The following is a 17,015-nucleotide window of genomic DNA, read 5'->3' as shown; positions in this document are numbered from 1 at the left end:
CCTTATTTCCTAAACACATATCCGAACGTAATTATGACGTGTAGGGGATTTATGAAACTGAAAATTCTTGTTAACGCAATGACCGTTGCCGGTCTGTTATCCACCTCGCTGGTGGCTGCTCCTGCCATGGCGCAGTCAACGGCAAAAGAAGCTACCACCCATACCAAAGCAAATAATGATGCGCTGTATGGCCAGCTGCCATTTTTTGATAAAACCGATTTCAGCAACGCTCATAAAGGCTTTATTGCTCCGCTGCCACAGGATGTTATTAAGGGTGAAAAGGGCAATGTTATCTGGAACCCGCAGCAATACGCTTTTATCAAAGAAGGGCAAAAAGCGCCGGATACGGTAAACCCAAGCCTGTGGCGTCAGGCGCAGCTGATTAACATCAGCGGCCTGTTCGAAGTGACGGACGGCGTTTACCAGATCCGTAACCTCGACCTGTCAAACATGACCATCATGGAAGGCAAAGAGGGGATCACGGTTATCGATCCGCTGGTCTCTGCCGAAACCGCCAAAGTGGGGATGGATCTCTATTATAAAAACCGCGGTAAACGTCCGGTGGTGGCGGTGATTTATACCCATAGTCACGTTGACCACTATGGCGGCGTGCGCGGCGTGGTTGACGAAGCCGATGTGAAATCGGGCAAAGTGAAAGTTTATGCCCCGGCAGGCTTTATGAAAGAAGCGGTCTCCGAAAACATCATGGCCGGGAATGCGATGAGCCGCCGGGCCAGCTACATGTACGGCAACCTGCTGAAGCCGGACGCAAAAGGCCAGGTTGGCGCGGGTCTCGGGACGACCACGTCTGCCGGGACGGTGACGCTGATCGAGCCGACTCATTACATCACCGAAGATGGTCAGAAAGAGGTTATCGACGGTCTGACGTATGACTTTATGATGGCGCCGGGGTCAGAAGCGCCGTCTGAAATGCTGTGGTACGTTGAAGAGAAGAAGATGATTGAGGCGGCGGAAGATGTGACCCACACGCTGCATAACACCTACTCATTACGCGGGGCGAAGATCCGCGACCCGCTGGCCTGGTCGAAATACATCAACAGCGCCATTGAGCGTTGGGGTGATAAGGCTGAAATCATCATGGCGCAGCACCACTGGCCGACGTGGGGCAACGACAACGTGGTGAAGCTGATGAAAAGCCAGCGCGATATGTACCGGTATATCAATGACCAGACGCTGAGACTGGCGAACAAAGGGCTGACGCGTGATGAAATCGCGGCCAATTTTGCGCTGCCGGACGGGTTAGCCAAATCCTGGTCGGGCCGCGGCTATTACGGCTCGGTAAGCCATGACGTGAAAGCGACCTATGTGTTTTACCTTGGCTGGTTTAACGGTAATCCGGCAACGCTCGACGAACTCCCGCCCGTCGATGCCGCGAAAAAATATGTTCACTATATGGGCGGTGCCAGCGCCATCCTTGAAAAAGCCAAAGCCGATTATGCGCAGGGTAACTACCGCTGGGTCGCGCAGGTGGTAAGCAAGGTTGTGTTTGCCGATCCATCAAACAAAGCGGCGCGTAATCTGGAAGCGGACGCGCTCGAACAGATGGGGTATCAGGCGGAGTCGGGCCCGTGGCGTAACTTCTATCTGACCGGCGCGCAGGAACTTCGTAACGGCGTACAGAAATTGCCGACGCCGAATACCGCCAGCCCGGATACGGTTCGCGCCATGTCGCCGGAGATGTTCTTTGATTTCCTCGGGGTGCACATCAATGGCATGAGAGCGGCGAATGCAAAAGCGGTGTTCAACGTTGACCTGGGTAAAGATGGCGGTCAGTACAAGCTGGAGCTTGAGAACGGCGTGCTGAATCACAGCGCGAATACGGTCGCAAAAGAGGCGGATGCCTCAATCACACTCAGCCGCGATACGCTGAACAAAATCATCCTCAAGGAGACCACGCTGAAACAGGCGCAGGAGCAGGGGGATGTAACGGTGACGGGCAATCAGGCGAAGCTTGATGAGCTGCTGAGCTATATGGATAGCTTTGATTTCTGGTTCAACATTGTCACTCCGTAGACGAAAAAAAGGCTGCTCACGCAGCCTTTTTATTTTTAAATAGTCCCGTCGCCCCCGTCCGAGCACCACACTTGCCCGGAGGTAAACGAACATTCGTCAGAGGCTAACGTCACGTACAGCGGCGCGATTTCAACGGGCTGACCCGGACGTCCCAGCGGGGAACTCTCGCCAAAGTGTTTCACTTTCTCCATCGGCTGCCCGCCGCTCGACTGAAGAACCGTCCAGTAAGGCCCCGGCGCAACGGCGTTGACGCGTATCCCTTTAGGTCCCAGCTGTTTCGCTAAGGCCTTGGTAAATACCGCCAGACAGGCTTTCGTCTGCGCGTAATCGAGCAGCACGGCGCTCGGCTGTACCGCCTGCACGGAGGAGGTATTGATGATCGACGCAGGCGCTTTCAGGTGACGCAGCGCCGCTTTGGTGATCCAGAAGGGCGCGTAGACGTTGGTTTTGAAGGTGGCGTCAAAATCTTCGGTAGTGAGTTCTTCCAGCGTTTCGCGATACTGCTGGCGACCGGCGTTATTGACCAGGATATCCAGCCCGCCAAGTTTTGCTACCGCCTCTTCCACCAGATTCTGGCAAAAGGTCTCGTCACGCACGTCGCCGGGAAGCGCGACGGCTTTCCGTCCCTCGGCTTCGATCAGCGCAATCACCTCAGCGGCGTCCTGCTCCTCTTCGGGCAGATAGTTGATGGCGACATCGGCGCCTTCGCGGGCATAGGCAATCGCCACGGCGCGGCCAATACCCGAATCGCCGCCGGTGATCAGCGCCTTCTTACCGGCCAGTCGGCCATGCCCTTTATAGCTCTTTTCCCCGTGATCGGGCACGGGCTGCATCTTCGAGGCCAGACCCGGCGGCGTTTGCGGCTGCTCAGGGAACGGCGGTTTTGGGAAAGCGTTGGTACGTTGTGTGGTATCACTCATTGCTGACTCCTTACAGGCCAAGGGGTGAGATTTGATGGATAGTGACAGCGTTAACGCTTCGCTGAATTTATTTCTGCAGATGATCGACGCGTACGACAGGAGGTGAGGATTTCTTATCCAGTGAGCCGTTAATACTGATCATCTGATCGGGTTTGACGGTTCTGTCGTCAAACACCGCTTTAGGGATGATGACGTCTATTTTTCCCGTTTTATCCTGGAAAACATATTTGTCGCCGCTTCCTTCGATCAGGTTTCCGCGCAGTGAGATGGTTGCGCCATCATGCATTCCTTTTGCCTGAGTAATGGTCATAATCCGCGCGTCATCAGTGCCTCGATAACCGTCGTCCAGCGCATGAGGCGGAGGTGGCGCTTCGCCTTTTTGTAACCCGCCGTTATTATCTGCCCAGGCGGCGGGAACCAGTAATATTAATAAGGCTGAAATGACTGATAATTTCATCCGATATCCTTCATTTTGGCTGTCTTGACTTATTAAGTATTGTTGCTATTCCTTTATGTGGCAAATGTGATAAGTCCTAAAAGCATTTGCTTATAGAAATCATAAATTTCGAAAAATAAGCGAAGCGGTGATGGCGACGATGAATCGTAAAAATGAAAAGCTGCCCGGGATAAATGAAAGTTATCGTTTGCTGACGTTCGAGTATGCATTTCGGCAGGTCGGTTTTATCCTGTTGCTGGCTATTATTATCGCGGCGATTGCCGGTCTGTTTTCGAGCGGGGCGGTCAGTGATACGGAAAAAATGAATTCGGCAAAAACGCTCACTCTCAACTATGAGCGTTTTGGACGCCGGGAAACAGAGTTTCCGCTGCAGATCGCCTTCCCGGTAAAAACCCAGGGGGAATACGTCATCAGCATGGCGAGCGAGAGCGGTGATGTCTATGAGCCGGGCAGCATCTGGCCGCAGCCTGACAGCATGTACAGCCGGGGAGATACGCTGTTTTTCGTCTATAACAACCTAAAACATAATGAAAAATTCACCGTCAGACTATTTCTGACGCCGTCAAAGGCGGGGAAGTGGGCAAATGCAATTCGTGTAAACAACGAGCCAGAAATTCGCTTCTGGCAGTTCATTTACCCTTAGGAGGCGAATATGGATATGGTCTTTCGAGCCCTGGCCATTTATCTTTTTCTGGTCGTGGTATTCAAAGTGGCTGGACGGCGCGCGCTGCTGCAAATGACCAGTTTCGATCTGATCCTGCTGCTCATAATCAGTGAAGCAACGCAACAGGCGCTGTTGGGACAAGATTTTTCGGTCACCGGTGCGATGATTACGATCACCACGCTGGTGGTGGTAGACATTATATTTGGCTTAATGAAAAAGTATTTCTCTCCCGTTGAGAATATTCTGGATGGCACGCCGGTTATATTAGTGGAAAACGGTATTCCACTCATGGATAAGCTTAAAAAAGTGGATGTTTCTTGCGATGATATTTTGGTTTCAGCGCGTCAAAATAACGGCGTGACGGAGTTGAAAGAAATAAAATACGCTATTCTGGAAAGGAATGGTCATATTTCCATCATTCCTTTTGAAAATTAAGAGGCACCGGTATGCATAATCTGGAGCATGATAAAAATGAAACCGTCGGGGAGTTAACGAAAAAGCTGGCGACAAAACTCACGGATTTAGGGCTGCGTTTGACCACGGCGGAATCCTGCACGGGCGGCAATCTGGCGGTTGCGCTTTGTGCCGAGGAGAACACGGCGGAATTCTATGATGTCGGGATGGTGGTATTCAGCGATGAGGCGAAAGAGAGGATCCTGGGCGTTCGTCATGAAACCCTCGCGCGCTTCACCGCCGTCAGTGAACAAACGGTCACCGAAATGGCAGCGAAAATTCGCGACATTGCGCAGGCCGATATCAGTATCGCTATCAGCGGATATGCGGGCCCGGAAGGTGGGGATGACGGTACGGCAGCCGGAACCGTCTGCTTCGCCTGGAATTTAGGCGAGCGTACGGAAACGAGCACCGTGCACTTTTCCGGTGAATGCCAGGATGTGGTGGAAAAAGCGGTCCGTTATGCCTTATCTGAACTGATCGAGAAGCTATCAGGCTTGAAATAAAGGCGGAGGTTGTATGGCTGTAATTGTCATTACCGGCGGTACGGCGGGCGTGGGGAAAGCGACGGCGCTGCACTTTGCGAAAGCGGGTTACGATGTGGGTATTATTGCCCGCGAGGAAGAGAGCCTGCACTCCACGCAAGAGGAGCTACGCCGTTTTGGGGTCAATGCGTATGCCGTGCAGGCCGATGTGGCGGACAGCCAGGCCGTCGTCGATGCCGCCAACGATATTGAGTACCGCCTGGGTGCCATTGACGTATGGGTCAATAACGCGATGGGGGCCGTGCTGGCACCGTTTCGCACGATGACGCCCGATGAATTTCGCCGCGTTACGGAGGTCACCTATCTGGGCTACGTGAACGGCACCCGCGCCGCGCTGGAACTGATGGTCCCTCGCGATCGCGGGGTAATTATTCAGGTCGGGTCTGCGCTGGCCTACCGTTCTATCCCCCTTCAGTCTGCCTACTGCGGCGCAAAAGCGGCGATCCGCGGATTCACCGACGCCGTGCGTACCGAACTGATGCACGAAAACAGCCGGGTTCAGCTTTCAATGGTGCAAATGCCGGGTCTCAATACGCCGCAGTTTGACTGGGCGAGAAACAAATTTGCCTGGGCGATGCGCCCCGTTCCGCCCGTCTTCCAGCCCGAAGTGGCGGCCAGCGCCATTTTTAAGGTCGTGCAGAAACCGGTGCGTGAACTCTGGGTGGGCAGCAGTACCGTTCAGTCGATTGTCGGGCAGTTTCTCTTCCCCGGTTTTCTTGACAGGCTGATGGTAAAAAAGGCGTGGGAAGGGCAGATGACCGATAAGCTGAACGCCGAAAACCGCCGGGACTATCTGGATCAACCGGTCAACGATCTGCATAAAATCCATGGACGCTTTTCTGCCGAAGCAAAGGATCGTGCCACGACCGTCTCCTCCGGTATGCCGGGGAAAGTGTTGCTCGGTTCGCTCGCGGTCGCGGGGCTGGTCATGGCGCGCCTGCTGTCGACCCGGAAAAAATAGTCAGCGCAGCGCGGTGCGGTTGGTCCAGAACCAACGGTAGCCGTATCCGCCGATATTGAGCTCCACCGTTTTACCGGGCAGTAGCGCATCCTCGTACCGTTTGTCGGCCAGACAGGCGGTCCAGGTGGCGTGCCGGATCCCTTTCGCGGTGAACTGAACCGCCTTGTCGCTGAAGTTCACGAAGGTCAGAATGCTGCGCTCGTCGGTTTCATAATAGAGCCCCAGGACTGCATCGTTGTCGATGTTGATGAGTCGAAACGGCGCCATACCAATTTCCGGGAACTCTGAACGCGTATTGGCAATATCAATGATGCGATGCAGAAGCGAGTTGCGGTGCAGAAGGGAATCCGCCACGTTGATTTTTTGATAGCGGAAAGGACCGCTACCGATGACAGGGGCGATAAAGGTGTCAGGGTCGGCATCCGAAAAACCGCCGCCCTGCGAGCCTGCCCACTGCATGGGGGTGCGGACAGCGTAACGCTCTTCCAGCTCCAGATCGTCACCCATGCCGATTTCATCCCCGTAGCGCATCACCGGTACGCCCGGCAGAGAGAACAGCACCGCGTGACAGAACGCCAGTCGTTTTTGATCGCCATTCAGCATCGGCGCCAGGCGGCGGCGAATGCCGCGCTGATACACGTTCATGTCGTCATCCGGGGCAAAGGTATCAAGAACGGTCTGCTTCTCTTTTTTGCCGATCCCCTCCAGATCCAGCTCGTCATGATTGCGCAGCCAGTTGGCGAAGCAGCAGGAATCCGGCGGCACGATCATTTTCTTCACTGCCTTGCGCAGCGGGCGGGCGCTTTTCTCGGCCAGGCTGACGTAAAAATACTTGTTGAGCCAGAAGTTCAGCACCAGATTCAGGCGATCGTTATCCCCAAAGTAGTCTTTATATTCCTCGACCTCGACGTCTACTTCCCCAAGCAGGATCGCATCCGGGTTGTGTTGCTCAATCAGCTGACGCATATGTTCGAGGATCCACATCCCCTTTTTCTCATCCCCACGCCCGGCCTGCTTTGTCAGATGAGATGCCGCATCCAGGCGAAAGCCCGATACGCCAAGCTTGAGCCAGAAGAGGATGATGTTGTCGATCTCTTTGAGTACGGCAGGCGAGGCGAGATTGAGGTCAGGCTCATGGCGATAGAACATATGCCGGTAGTATTGTCCGGCCTCCTCGTCCCATGACCAGATGCTTTTCTCCACGCCGGGAAACATGGGCGGCGTGTCGTCATCGTCGTTATCGGACCACAGGTAATAGTCGCGAAAAGGGGAGTGCGGGTTACGCCGGGCCTGTTGAAACCAGGGATGCGCGTCCGAGGTGTGCTGGATCAGCAGCTCGATAATCACCTGCATACCCAGCTCGCGGGCCTGCTCGATAAACGCGATGATATCCTTCAGTTTTCCGAAACGCGGGTCGACCTGCAGGTGGTCGCTAACATCGTAGCCTTCATCCAGAAACGGCGTCAGATAAAACGGGGTGATCCAGATAACCGTTGCCCCCATCCGGCGGATGTAGCGCAGCTTGGCCCCAATTCCGGCGATGTCCCCGCAGCCATCGCCGTTCAGGTCGTAAAACAGGGCTGTATCAATCTGATAAATAATGGCTCGTGTATGCCAGCCTGCCATAGCGCACCTCAGTGATAGCCTTCCGTATCAGATACTTTGCCCCGAAAGACGTAGTAGCTCCAGGCGGTGTACACCAGAATCACCGGAATAATCAGCAGCGTCCCGACCAGCATAAACAGCTGGCTGGCAGGCGGCGCGGCGGCCTCCCACAGGGTAATACGCGGCGGAATAATGTGCGGCCACAGGCTGATGCCCAGACCGCTAAACCCGAGGAAGATGAGTCCCAGGGTGAGCAGGAACGGGCGGGCATGGCTGTTCGGATTGCGGGTCAGTCGCCAGATCCACAGGCTAAACACCGCCACCAGCAGGGGGACCGGCAGGAACCAGAAGAAATTCGGCAGGGTGAACCAGCGGTCGGCCACGTACTGCCAGCCAAGAGGCGTCCAGATGCTGACCACGGCGATGACCACCATCAGCGCCAGCAGTACGTGGCGGGTCAGCTCGCGCATGCGGGTTTGCAGGGCGCCCTCGCTTTTCATGATGAGCCAGGTCGTCGCCAGCAGGGTATAAGCGACAATCAGCCCCAGCCCGCAGAACAGGTTGAACGGCGTCAGCCAGTCCAGCGATGAGCCGACAAAGCGTCGGCCTTCCACATCGAAACCGTTGATCATCGCCCCGACGACGATCCCCTGACTGAACGTGGCGAGCAAGGATCCGCCAGCAAAGGAGTAGTCCCAGAATTTGCGGTGCGACGGCGTCGCCTTGAAGCGAAATTCGAACGCCACGCCGCGAAAGATCAGGCCAATCAGCATGGCGGTAAGGGGAATGGTCAGCGCATCAATGATCACCGCATAGGCCAGCGGAAACGCACCAAACAGCCCCGCACCGCCCAGCACCAGCCAGGTTTCATTTCCGTCCCAGACCGGGGCCACGCTGTTTACCATCACGTCGCGCTCTTTGGCATCACCCACAAAGGTGAAGAGCATCCCAATCCCGAGATCGAAGCCGTCCATGATGATGTACATCAGCGTGGCGAAGACGATGATTGCAAACCAGATAACCGAGATATCAACGCCCATCAGCTTCTCTCCTCTTCGGGAACCGATTCAGCGGCAGACAGCGGACGGGCAGGGGTGCCCGAAGTGTTAGAGGTTAGCGTGCCAACAGGCTGCGGCCCTTTCTTAATTAGCCGAACGAGATAGACATAGCCCACGCCAAATACCGAACAGTAGACCACGATAAAGGCCAGCAGGCTGATGCTCATCTGCAGCGTGCTGTGCAGCGATACGGCGTCGATGGTGCGCAGGTAGCCGTAGACTACCCACGGCTGCCGGCCCACTTCGGTGGTCACCCAGCCGGCCAGCAGTGCGAGGAGCCCGGCGGGCCCCATGCAGAGGGCAAACCAGTGGAACGGACGCGAGTGGTATAGCCGGTGCCGATAGCGCAGCCAGACGCTGAGCGCGCCGAGCGCAATCATCAGCAGCCCCATCCCGACCATAACGCGGAACGACCAGAAGACAATCAGGGAGTTCGGTCGATCTTCTTTCGGGAAGTCCTTCAGGGCGGGAACCTGTTTATCCAGGCTGTGGGTCAGGATCAGGCTGCCGAGCGCGGGGATCTCCAGCCCGTATTTGGTGCGCTCTTCCTCCATGTCCGGCACGCCAAACAGCAGCAGCGGCGTCGCTTCGCCCGGCGGGTTCTCCCAGTGCCCTTCGATGGCGGCAATCTTGGCGGGCTGGTGCTCCAGCGTGTTCAGGCCGTGCATATCGCCGACCACCGCCTGGATGGGGGCGACCAGCAGCGCCATCCACATCGCCATTGAGAACATTTTACGCACGGCGGGCGTGTCGTTGCCCCGCAGCAGGTGCCACGCGCCCGATGCGCCCACAAACAGCGCGCTGCTCAGAAAGGCGGCGATAGACATGTGGATCAGCCGATACGGGAAGGAGGGGTTAAAGATAATTGCCAGCCAGTCCTCAGGGATCACCTGGCCGTTCTGAATACTGAAGCCCTGCGGAGTGTGCATCCAGCTGTTGGAGGCGAGGATCCAGAAGGTAGACATCAGGGTACCCAGCGCCACCATGCAGGTCGCGAAGAAGTGCAGGCCAGGGCCGACCTTGTTCCAGCCGAACAGCATCACGCCCAAAAAACCGGCTTCAAGGAAGAAGGCGGTGAGCACCTCATAGGTCAGCAGCGGGCCGGTGATACTGCCTGCGAACTGGGAAAAACCGCTCCAGTTAGTCCCGAACTGGTAAGCCATCACCAGCCCGGACACCACGCCCATGCCAAAGTTGACGGCAAAAATCTTTAGCCAGAAATGGTACAGCGAGCGCCAGACGTCGTTTTTGGTACGCAGCCACATGCCTTCGAGCACCACCAGATAGCTGGCAAGCCCGATGGTGATGGCGGGAAAAAGGATGTGAAACGAGACGGTAAAGGCGAATTGTATTCTGGCCAGATGAAACGCATAGAGTTCGAACATGGGCCGTACCTCTGGAACGGAGGGCTAACGAGAATTGCCAGGTAGCGTCAGGCTACCTGGCAAAACCGATTACGGTTTTTTCTTCCCTGCGCCAAGCTCGGCGCCGGTTAGCGGATCGGCGTTTGGATCGGACTTCGTGCGTGCAGACATTGCTTTGACCAGCGTGGCCTGCTCGGTCGTAAGCGTTACGCTTGCACTGCCGTCTCCTCCGTCAACCGCTGGCTGGGGAGATTCCACGTAGTCGAAATGCTTATCGCTGTTCCAGCTTCCGCGAACTTCTCCACCTTCAGACATATTGTAGTACTTGTTGGTGTACTCCTCGATTGGCGGCAATTTTCCGGGAGGAAAATTATTGCGGATGGACTGCAGCGCCTTTTCAAAGGAGAGCTGGTGCGCCGCCTCACGCGTCATCAGAAACGCCAGCGCATCCTTAACCCCCGGATCGTCAGTCACGTTGATCAGTCGTTCATAAATGATCTTGGCTCTGGCTTCCGCCGCCACGTTTGAGCGCAGGTCGGCGGTGGGTTCGCCGATGGTGTCAATGTAGGCTGCGGTCCACGGCACGCCCGCCGAGTTGGTCAGCGGCGTACCCCCGCCGTATAGCAGCGACGTAATGTGGCTGTCGTTGCCGTTTTCGGTCATTGACCGATACAGTTCCGCTTCACTTTCAACCCCTTCCGCCAGTTCGCCTTTGGCCCCTTTGTTAAGCATACCGACCAGGGTGCCGATAATTTCGAGGTGGCTCAGCTCCTCGGTCGCGATATCCATCAGCATATCTTTGCGGCCAGGATCGTCATCGCTCAGCCCCTGAGTGAAGTAACGACAGGCGGCGGCAAGTTCGCCCTGCGGGCCGCCAAACTGTTCCAGTAACAGATTGGCCAGGCCCGGATTGGGTTCGGCCACGCGAACCGTATACTGCAGCTGTTTTACGTGTCGGAACATAGACTCTCCCTCTCCAGTTATTTTTTCGCTTCAACGCCGTCCGCGTCTGAGCGCAGCAGGAACTGTTCCGTCGTTTGCGGAATATGGCGAATCAGCCAGTCGGCCATTTCGCGCTCTTCCGCCAGGATGGTCTCAATGGCGGGTATCGAGGCGGTATCACCCGCTTTTTTGGCGGCTGCCAGCAGGGAGGTATAACAGGCAATTTCAAACTGCTCGAAAACGTAGCCGCTGATTGAGCCTTTTACGATCTCATCGGAGGGGAACATGCCGCCAATGGACTGTCCCAGGGCCGCCATTTTGCTCATTGAATCTTTTAAAACCGAACGTGAAATATCATTGCGGTCGAGTATTTCTTCCAGCAATGTAATTTGGCGTTTTGTCTCATTAATATGTTGTTCGATACGAGCACGTAAGTCGGGATAATTTTCAATACGGCTGGCCATGGATTCCAGCATCGATTCGGCTTGCTTTTCCATCGCATGGGCATCGCGTAGCCAGTCATGGTAGTGTTCTACGTGATTCATCATTATTTCCTCTGCATTGGCGTGGTTATTTGGTCTCACTTTCAGCAGCCTGGTCGGCACGCGCGGCAGTATAGCCAGATAAGTGGCCGACTATATTTGCGTAAATGCTGATGATAATGACCCAGAGCACGCTATTCTTCCACCAGATAATGGAGGGTATGGCGAGAATGAGCCATATTATAGCTGCCGCTAAATGGCACCGTTTAATTGTCCTGGGACTGATGCTCATTTTATTTAACCTGTGTTAAAGCGTTATTTTTGCGCTTTTTGGTTAATATTCCCTACGGCCAGATCGGTGAGTTTAAGATCGGTTTCTTTCTCTTCTTCAAGCGTTTCGGCAAGAAGTTTGACGGCTTTTTTATAGCCAAGTTGCTCAGCTAATGTGGCAAGGGTACCGTAACTGGCAATTTCGTAGTGTTCGACTTTTTGCGCTGCGGCAATCAATGCAGCATCACGTACGTTGTCTTTCTCAGTGCTCTCAATGACTTCATTGGCCTCTTCAATGAGACCTTCCATCGCAACGCATTTCATTCGCTTCAGCTTAATGCCAGATTCCTGCTCGACAATCTGGTCAATACGCTCAATCTGTCCCTGCGTTTCCTCAAGGTGAGCCGTAAACGCGGCGCTCAGTTTCTCACTGGAAGCAGCTCGGGCAAGCTTACTGAGTGCTCGGGTGAGTTGCTTCTCTGCGCTGTAGGTATCGGACAGAAGATGAATAAAAACGTCTTCGATACTTTTCATGTTCATATTTACGCTCCGGTTAAATAAGTAAAGGGTACTGCGAGCCTGGGGGCCCGCAGCATGCTCTCTGGTTTATTTATAAGAGACTTAAATAAGATCAGGAGTTATCAGATTTACGGCCCCCGCCGTGACTGTTCTGTCCCCCTTTCTTACCTGCTTCAGACGCGCGTTGCGGATCGTTTTTGAAATTACCACCGCTGTGCTGGCCGCCTTTACGTCCAGCTTCAGATGCTTTATCACGGTCTTCAGCGAAATTACCGGAACCACCACGATGTTCTGCCATATATCAACCCTCTTGTTGCGTTTATGTCAGGAGATACGATTTTTTAATTCGTATCATTTGTCGTTCAGGAATTAACATTAGTCGTTATGCTGGAAGAGTCAAATTACAGTTTCGCTTTATTTTGGCGCGAAGTGGTTGCCGCTGCGAAATATACCGCTTCGTTATTTTACAGGTCGGTATCTTATAAATGGTTAGGATATCCGTTGCTTACTGGTTCGATTCCTCCGTGCCTGCCGCATAATACCGGGTGTTTTTATCGTTAACCCGCCGCGGAAATGAATTACATGAGTTTACAAATTGCGCGTGAGAGAATGAAAAGGCAACGTGCGCAATAAGAATGTTCTCAAGGTGAAAAATATATGTGGGTAATTATTTTGGGGTAGATGCGAACGTTATTTATAAATAAAAGTGGTCAGAGTGAAAGCGCCACTGGAATAAAATTTAACCCTTATTCTTGCAAGCCCATTGCTGGCTTTTTGATATCGATAGACAGAAATCTTCGTAGTGCACTATGTGGCGAAATGGCAAGGTGAGCGCATTGTCATAAGCTGGAAAAAAACGATGAGCACAGCGCAAAATCTCTCATTACCTGTTATTGAACTCTCCCGGTTGCAAGGCGATCCTCAACAGCGCCAAGCCTTTCTTGAAGACCTGGGGAAAGCGGCCCGCGATGTGGGGTTCTTTTATCTTACCGGGCACGGTATTTCTCAGGCGTTGCTGGACGACGTGCAGCGCGTCTCGCGTGAGTTTTTTGCCCTGCCGGAGCAGGAAAAGCTGAAGGTCAGGATGGCCAATTCACCGCATTTTCGCGGCTATAACCGCGCGGGATCGGAAATTACCCGCAGCCAGCCGGACTACCGCGAGCAATTTGATATCGGCGCTGAACGCTCTGCCATCGAAAGCAGCACTGGCCCGGTATGGCAACGCATGCAGGGACCCAATCAGTGGCCCGAAGCGCTGCCGGAAATGCGTGATGTGATCACTCTCTGGCAGCATAAAATGACCGACGTGGCGCTTGAACTTCTGCGGGCTTTTGCCGAAGCGCTGTCCCTGCCGAGAAACGCCTTCGATGACCTTTACGGCGAATATCCCAACGAGCACATCAAGCTGATCCGCTATCCGGGGCGCAGTGAAAATGAATCCCGCCAGGGCGTTGGCGCGCATAAAGATTCGGGTTTCCTGACGTTGTTATTGCAGGACGAGCAGGGCGGTTTGCAGGTTGAGGTCTCGCCGAATGAATGGGTGGACGCGGTGCCGCTGCCTGGCGCATTTGTGGTCAACATCGGCGAACTGCTCGAACTGGCAACCAATGGCTATCTGCGCGCTACCGTACACCGGGTCGTCTCCCCGCAGGCTGGCCGGGAGCGCCTGTCATACGCTTTCTTCCTCGGCGCACAGTTGAATGCGGTCGTGCCGGTCTTTCAACTGCCCGACTCCCTCGCGCGGTTGGCACACGGACCAACCAGCGATCCGCTCAACCCCCTGTTACGCGAAGTGGGCTGGAATTATTTGAAAGGCCGACTGCGTTCTCATCCTGATGTGGCAAACCGTTTTTACGCGGATCACCTCAACAGCGAACCACAGTTTTAATAAACAATAAGAGATAAGACGATGATGAAATCTGCATTCTTTACGCTGGCTGGGCTCGCTTTACTGGTTTCACAAACGCTGCACGCCGCACCGTTACGTATCGCCGCCGATCCTATTCCCCATGCGGAAATCCTGGAGTATGTGAAAAAAATCGATCCTAAACTCAATCTGAAAATTATCGAGATGAGCAGCGGCGGGATAAACCCGAATGAGTTACTGGCTTCCGGAGAGGTGGATGCCAACTATTTCCAGCATCTGCCGTACCTGAAAGATCAGGAGAAGGCGCTGGGAAAAACCTTCAGCGTGGCTGCTGAAGTTCATATTGAACCCCTGGGTATCTATTCCCGTAAGGTGAAATCACTGGATGAATTACCGGAAGGGGCAAGCATTGCCGTGCCGAATAACGCCACCAACCTCAGCCGTTCATTGTGGCTGTTGCAGAGCAAAGGCGTGCTGAAACTGAAGGCCAGCGGCGACGCGGCCTCGACGCTGGTTACGCCTGCTGACATCAGCGACAACCCGAAGAAAATCAAGATTGTGGAGATTGAATCGCCGCAAATCCCGCGCGCGTTAGACGATGTGGACGCTGCGGTGATCAACGGCAACTATGCTCTGGAAGCGGGGCTGGTTCCGGCGAAAGATGCTTTAGGGCTGGAATCTGCCAGCAACAACCCTTATGCCAACCTGCTGGTCACCACGCCTGAATTGCTGAAAGACCCGCGTATTGCCGAACTCGCGAAAGACTTAACTTCCCCGCAGGTGGCAGCGTTTATCCGCGAGAAATACAACGGCTCGGTGATCCCCGTTACGGCGCCACAGCATGATTAAACTCGAGCACATCAGTAAACAGTATCCCGGCGCAACCGCGCCGGCCTTGACGGACATTTCGCTGTCGATAGAAGAAGGAACCATCTTTGGCATTCTCGGGCGCAGCGGGGCGGGAAAAAGCACCCTGCTGCGCTGTCTGAATCGCCTTGAACAGCCGACGTCGGGCCGCGTACTTATCGATGGCCAGGACATCGCCACGCTGGGCGTGGCGCAGCTTCGCCAGCAGCGCCAGCAGATGGGCATGATCTTCCAGCACTTCAATCTGCTGCACTCGCGTACCGTCAACGACAATATCGATCTGCCGCTGGAGATTGCCGGTGTCCCGCGCCCGTTGCGCCAGCAGCGGGTTGCCGCCCTGCTCGAACTGGTGGGGCTGGGGAATTTTGGTCACGCGTGGCCCTCGCAGCTCTCAGGTGGTCAGAAGCAACGGGTGGGCATTGCCCGTGCGCTGGCGGTACAGCCTCGCTACCTGCTGTGCGATGAAGCGACCAGCGCGCTCGACCCGGAAACGACTCGCGCTATTCTCGATCTGCTGGCTGATATTCAACAGCAGCTCAATATCACCATTGTGCTGATCACCCACGAAATGACGGTCGTGAAGCAGATCTGCCATGCAGCGGCCCTGCTGGAGCAGGGGGCGCTCATTGAGAGCGGGTCGCTTTCGCAAATTATGTCGCGTCGGGAAGGGCGGCTGCGTCAAATGCTGCTGCAGGATGGCGAAACCGATCGTGCTTTCCTGGCAAAATATGAGTCAGAGACGGGGGCGAGATGCGTAGCGTGAACTGGGATCGTTTTCAGGACTTAATGATTAACGCCACCCTGGAAACCCTCTACATGGTGGCGCTGGCGACGCTCTTTACGGTAGCCATTGGATTACCCGTTGGCGTGCTGCTGTTTATCACGCGTAAAGACGGTGTGTTACCCAACCGGGCGGTGGCTGTGGTGCTCAATAGCCTCGTCAATATTGGTCGAGCCTTGCCCTTTGTTATTTTGCTCATTGCCCTTATCCCGGTCACCCGGTGGATTGTCGGCACCACGCTTGGCAGCACCGCCGCCGTGGTACCCATTATGCTTGGCGCCTTTCCCTTTTTCGCACGCATTGTTGAAAGCGCGCTGGATGAGGTGGATAGGGGGCGCATTGAAGCGGTGGAGTCGATGGGGGGCAGCCACTGGCATATTGTCAGCCGGGTGCTCTTGCCCGAAGCGCTGCCCGCGCTGGTGGCGGGAATTACGCTGACCATTGTGATGTTGATCGGTTTTTCCGCCATGGCGGGCGTTGTCGGCGGCGGCGGGCTGGGAGACCTGGCCATTCGCTATGGCTATCAACGCTTCGATAACACCCTGATTGCTGGCACGGTCATCGTGCTACTGCTGCTGGTGCAGACTATCCAGAAACTCGGCGACAGACTGGTACGATCGCTCGCTTACCGACGCTAACCGCCCCCCGCTTTCCTGTGCTATAACCCATTCACCAACATAATAACAACAGAGGCTATGTCGTGGATAAAGAGCTACTGGAAGCGGGATACCGGGCCTACACCGGTGAGAAGATCGACGTCTACTTCAATACCGGGATTTGCAAACATTCAGGAAACTGCGTGCGCGGCAGCGCGAAGCTGTTCAACCTGAAACGTAAACCGTGGATCGTGCCGGATGAGGTGGACGTTGAGACCGTCATACGCGTGATTGATACCTGCCCGAGCGGCGCGCTGAAGTATCGCCAAAAATAAGCGAGGAACCATGGATATTCTGGAAGGCCATAACAAATTTTACGTGAATGATGCAGACGGGAACCAGGTGGCGGAGATTGTCTTTGTTCCCACCGGTGAACACCTCAGCATTATTGAACATACCGACGTGGACGAGAGCCTGAAAGGGCAGGGCGTGGGGAAGCAGCTGGTGGCGAAAGTGGTGGAGAAAATGCGCGGTGAAAACCGTAAAATTATCCCGCTGTGCCCGTTTGCCAAACATGAATTTGATAATACGCGGGAATATGACGATATTCGTGCGTGAGAGAGGTGCCCG

21 protein-coding genes are annotated in these 17,015 nt (G+C 54.8%); 11 read left to right on the top strand and 10 right to left on the bottom strand.

The window, feature by feature from the left end:
* The first annotated feature begins 51 nt into the window (after window positions 1–51).
* On the top strand, window positions 52–2,034 hold the full coding sequence (locus ACTJJA_RS15615; RefSeq protein ID WP_440668606.1) for an alkyl/aryl-sulfatase: 1,983 nt from the start codon (window positions 52–54) through the stop codon (window positions 2,032–2,034).
* Window positions 2,035–2,069: 35 nt separating this feature from the next.
* Here ACTJJA_RS15615 and ACTJJA_RS15610 read toward each other — a convergent pair whose 3' ends face one another.
* Together ACTJJA_RS15610 and ACTJJA_RS15605 are read right to left on the bottom strand one after the other, a co-directional pair.
* Window positions 2,070–2,954: an SDR family oxidoreductase gene (locus tag ACTJJA_RS15610; protein ID WP_237844787.1), complete on the bottom strand. Its 885-nt coding sequence runs from the start codon at window positions 2,952–2,954 to the stop codon at window positions 2,070–2,072.
* A 67-nt stretch (window positions 2,955–3,021) separates the two neighbouring features.
* Window positions 3,022–3,411, bottom strand: coding sequence for a YdeI family stress tolerance OB fold protein (locus tag ACTJJA_RS15605; protein WP_089600334.1), 390 nt, complete (start codon window positions 3,409–3,411; stop codon window positions 3,022–3,024).
* A 139-nt stretch (window positions 3,412–3,550) separates the two neighbouring features.
* Here ACTJJA_RS15605 and ACTJJA_RS15600 point away from each other — a divergent pair, with 139 nt between their 5' ends.
* From ACTJJA_RS15600 to ACTJJA_RS15585, 4 genes are read left to right on the top strand one after another with little or no spacing between them, the layout of a single operon-like run.
* A complete protein-coding gene (locus ACTJJA_RS15600) occupies window positions 3,551–4,054 on the top strand; it encodes a hypothetical protein (RefSeq protein ID WP_440668780.1) in 504 nt (167 codons plus the stop codon).
* 9 nt (window positions 4,055–4,063) lie between these two features.
* Window positions 4,064–4,510: a DUF421 domain-containing protein gene (locus tag ACTJJA_RS15595; RefSeq protein ID WP_010435249.1), complete on the top strand. Its 447-nt coding sequence runs from the start codon at window positions 4,064–4,066 to the stop codon at window positions 4,508–4,510.
* A gap of 11 nt (window positions 4,511–4,521) precedes the next feature.
* Window positions 4,522–5,034 (top strand): 2-oxo-tetronate isomerase, encoded by a 513-nt coding sequence (locus tag ACTJJA_RS15590; RefSeq protein ID WP_126815930.1) that lies wholly within the window; start codon window positions 4,522–4,524, stop codon window positions 5,032–5,034.
* 13 nt (window positions 5,035–5,047) lie between these two features.
* Window positions 5,048–6,034, top strand: a complete 987-nt coding sequence (locus ACTJJA_RS15585) for an SDR family oxidoreductase (protein ID WP_172701769.1) — start codon at window positions 5,048–5,050, stop codon at window positions 6,032–6,034.
* Here ACTJJA_RS15585 and ACTJJA_RS15580 read toward each other — a convergent pair whose 3' ends face one another.
* From ACTJJA_RS15580 to ACTJJA_RS15545, 8 genes are all read right to left on the bottom strand, one after another.
* Window positions 6,035–7,660 carry an alpha-amylase family protein gene (locus ACTJJA_RS15580; RefSeq protein ID WP_440668605.1) on the bottom strand — a complete coding sequence of 542 codons (1,626 nt, stop codon included), beginning with the start codon at window positions 7,658–7,660 and terminating at the stop codon, window positions 6,035–6,037.
* Window positions 7,661–7,668: 8 nt separating this feature from the next.
* A complete protein-coding gene (cydB, locus tag ACTJJA_RS15575) occupies window positions 7,669–8,679 on the bottom strand; it encodes a cytochrome d ubiquinol oxidase subunit II (RefSeq protein WP_126544949.1) in 1,011 nt (336 codons plus the stop codon).
* Window positions 8,679–10,082, bottom strand: coding sequence for a cytochrome ubiquinol oxidase subunit I (locus ACTJJA_RS15570; protein ID WP_440668604.1), 1,404 nt, complete (start codon window positions 10,080–10,082; stop codon window positions 8,679–8,681). The genes cydB and ACTJJA_RS15570 overlap by 1 nt, the downstream gene beginning before the upstream one ends.
* A gap of 69 nt (window positions 10,083–10,151) precedes the next feature.
* The gene (locus ACTJJA_RS15565; RefSeq protein WP_010435239.1) at window positions 10,152–11,024 is read right to left on the bottom strand and encodes a manganese catalase family protein; all 873 of its coding nucleotides are present in this window, start codon (window positions 11,022–11,024) and stop codon (window positions 10,152–10,154) included.
* A gap of 17 nt (window positions 11,025–11,041) precedes the next feature.
* Window positions 11,042–11,548 (bottom strand): ferritin-like domain-containing protein, encoded by a 507-nt coding sequence (locus ACTJJA_RS15560; protein ID WP_010435238.1) that lies wholly within the window; start codon window positions 11,546–11,548, stop codon window positions 11,042–11,044.
* Between the two features lie 25 nt (window positions 11,549–11,573).
* On the bottom strand, window positions 11,574–11,777 hold the full coding sequence (locus ACTJJA_RS15555; protein WP_042714544.1) for a hypothetical protein: 204 nt from the start codon (window positions 11,775–11,777) through the stop codon (window positions 11,574–11,576).
* A 23-nt stretch (window positions 11,778–11,800) separates the two neighbouring features.
* Window positions 11,801–12,295 carry a YciE/YciF ferroxidase family protein gene (locus tag ACTJJA_RS15550; protein WP_042714546.1) on the bottom strand — a complete coding sequence of 165 codons (495 nt, stop codon included), beginning with the start codon at window positions 12,293–12,295 and terminating at the stop codon, window positions 11,801–11,803.
* A 91-nt stretch (window positions 12,296–12,386) separates the two neighbouring features.
* Entirely contained in the window at window positions 12,387–12,572 is a 186-nt protein-coding gene (locus ACTJJA_RS15545) for a general stress protein (protein ID WP_004136767.1), read from the bottom strand.
* A gap of 561 nt (window positions 12,573–13,133) precedes the next feature.
* Between ACTJJA_RS15545 and ACTJJA_RS15540 the strand changes: the two genes are divergently transcribed.
* The 6 genes from ACTJJA_RS15540 (at window position 13,134) to ACTJJA_RS15515 (ending at window position 17,003) form a co-directional block, all read left to right on the top strand.
* Window positions 13,134–14,162: an isopenicillin N synthase family dioxygenase gene (locus ACTJJA_RS15540; protein WP_440668603.1), complete on the top strand. Its 1,029-nt coding sequence runs from the start codon at window positions 13,134–13,136 to the stop codon at window positions 14,160–14,162.
* Window positions 14,163–14,186: 24 nt separating this feature from the next.
* Window positions 14,187–14,990 (top strand): MetQ/NlpA family ABC transporter substrate-binding protein, encoded by an 804-nt coding sequence (locus tag ACTJJA_RS15535; RefSeq protein WP_440668779.1) that lies wholly within the window; start codon window positions 14,187–14,189, stop codon window positions 14,988–14,990.
* On the top strand, window positions 14,983–15,771 hold the full coding sequence (locus tag ACTJJA_RS15530; RefSeq protein ID WP_126544945.1) for a methionine ABC transporter ATP-binding protein: 789 nt from the start codon (window positions 14,983–14,985) through the stop codon (window positions 15,769–15,771). Before ACTJJA_RS15535 ends, ACTJJA_RS15530 begins: the two co-directional genes overlap by 8 nt.
* Window positions 15,759–16,427, top strand: coding sequence for a methionine ABC transporter permease (locus tag ACTJJA_RS15525; protein WP_440668602.1), 669 nt, complete (start codon window positions 15,759–15,761; stop codon window positions 16,425–16,427). Before ACTJJA_RS15530 ends, ACTJJA_RS15525 begins: the two co-directional genes overlap by 13 nt.
* Window positions 16,428–16,489: 62 nt before the next feature.
* A complete protein-coding gene (gene yjdI / locus ACTJJA_RS15520) occupies window positions 16,490–16,720 on the top strand; it encodes a 4Fe-4S mono-cluster protein YjdI (protein ID WP_010435213.1) in 231 nt (76 codons plus the stop codon).
* 10 nt (window positions 16,721–16,730) lie between these two features.
* The gene (locus tag ACTJJA_RS15515; protein ID WP_010435212.1) at window positions 16,731–17,003 is read left to right on the top strand and encodes a GNAT family N-acetyltransferase; all 273 of its coding nucleotides are present in this window, start codon (window positions 16,731–16,733) and stop codon (window positions 17,001–17,003) included.
* Window positions 17,004–17,015: the final 12 nt, after the last annotated feature.

This window comes from Enterobacter sp. 22452, from assembly GCF_052045065.1.
Classification (GTDB): Bacteria; Pseudomonadota; Gammaproteobacteria; order Enterobacterales; family Enterobacteriaceae; genus Enterobacter; species Enterobacter mori.
Note: the sequence above shows the minus strand (reverse complement) of the source record. Positions and strands in the feature narration are given on the sequence as shown.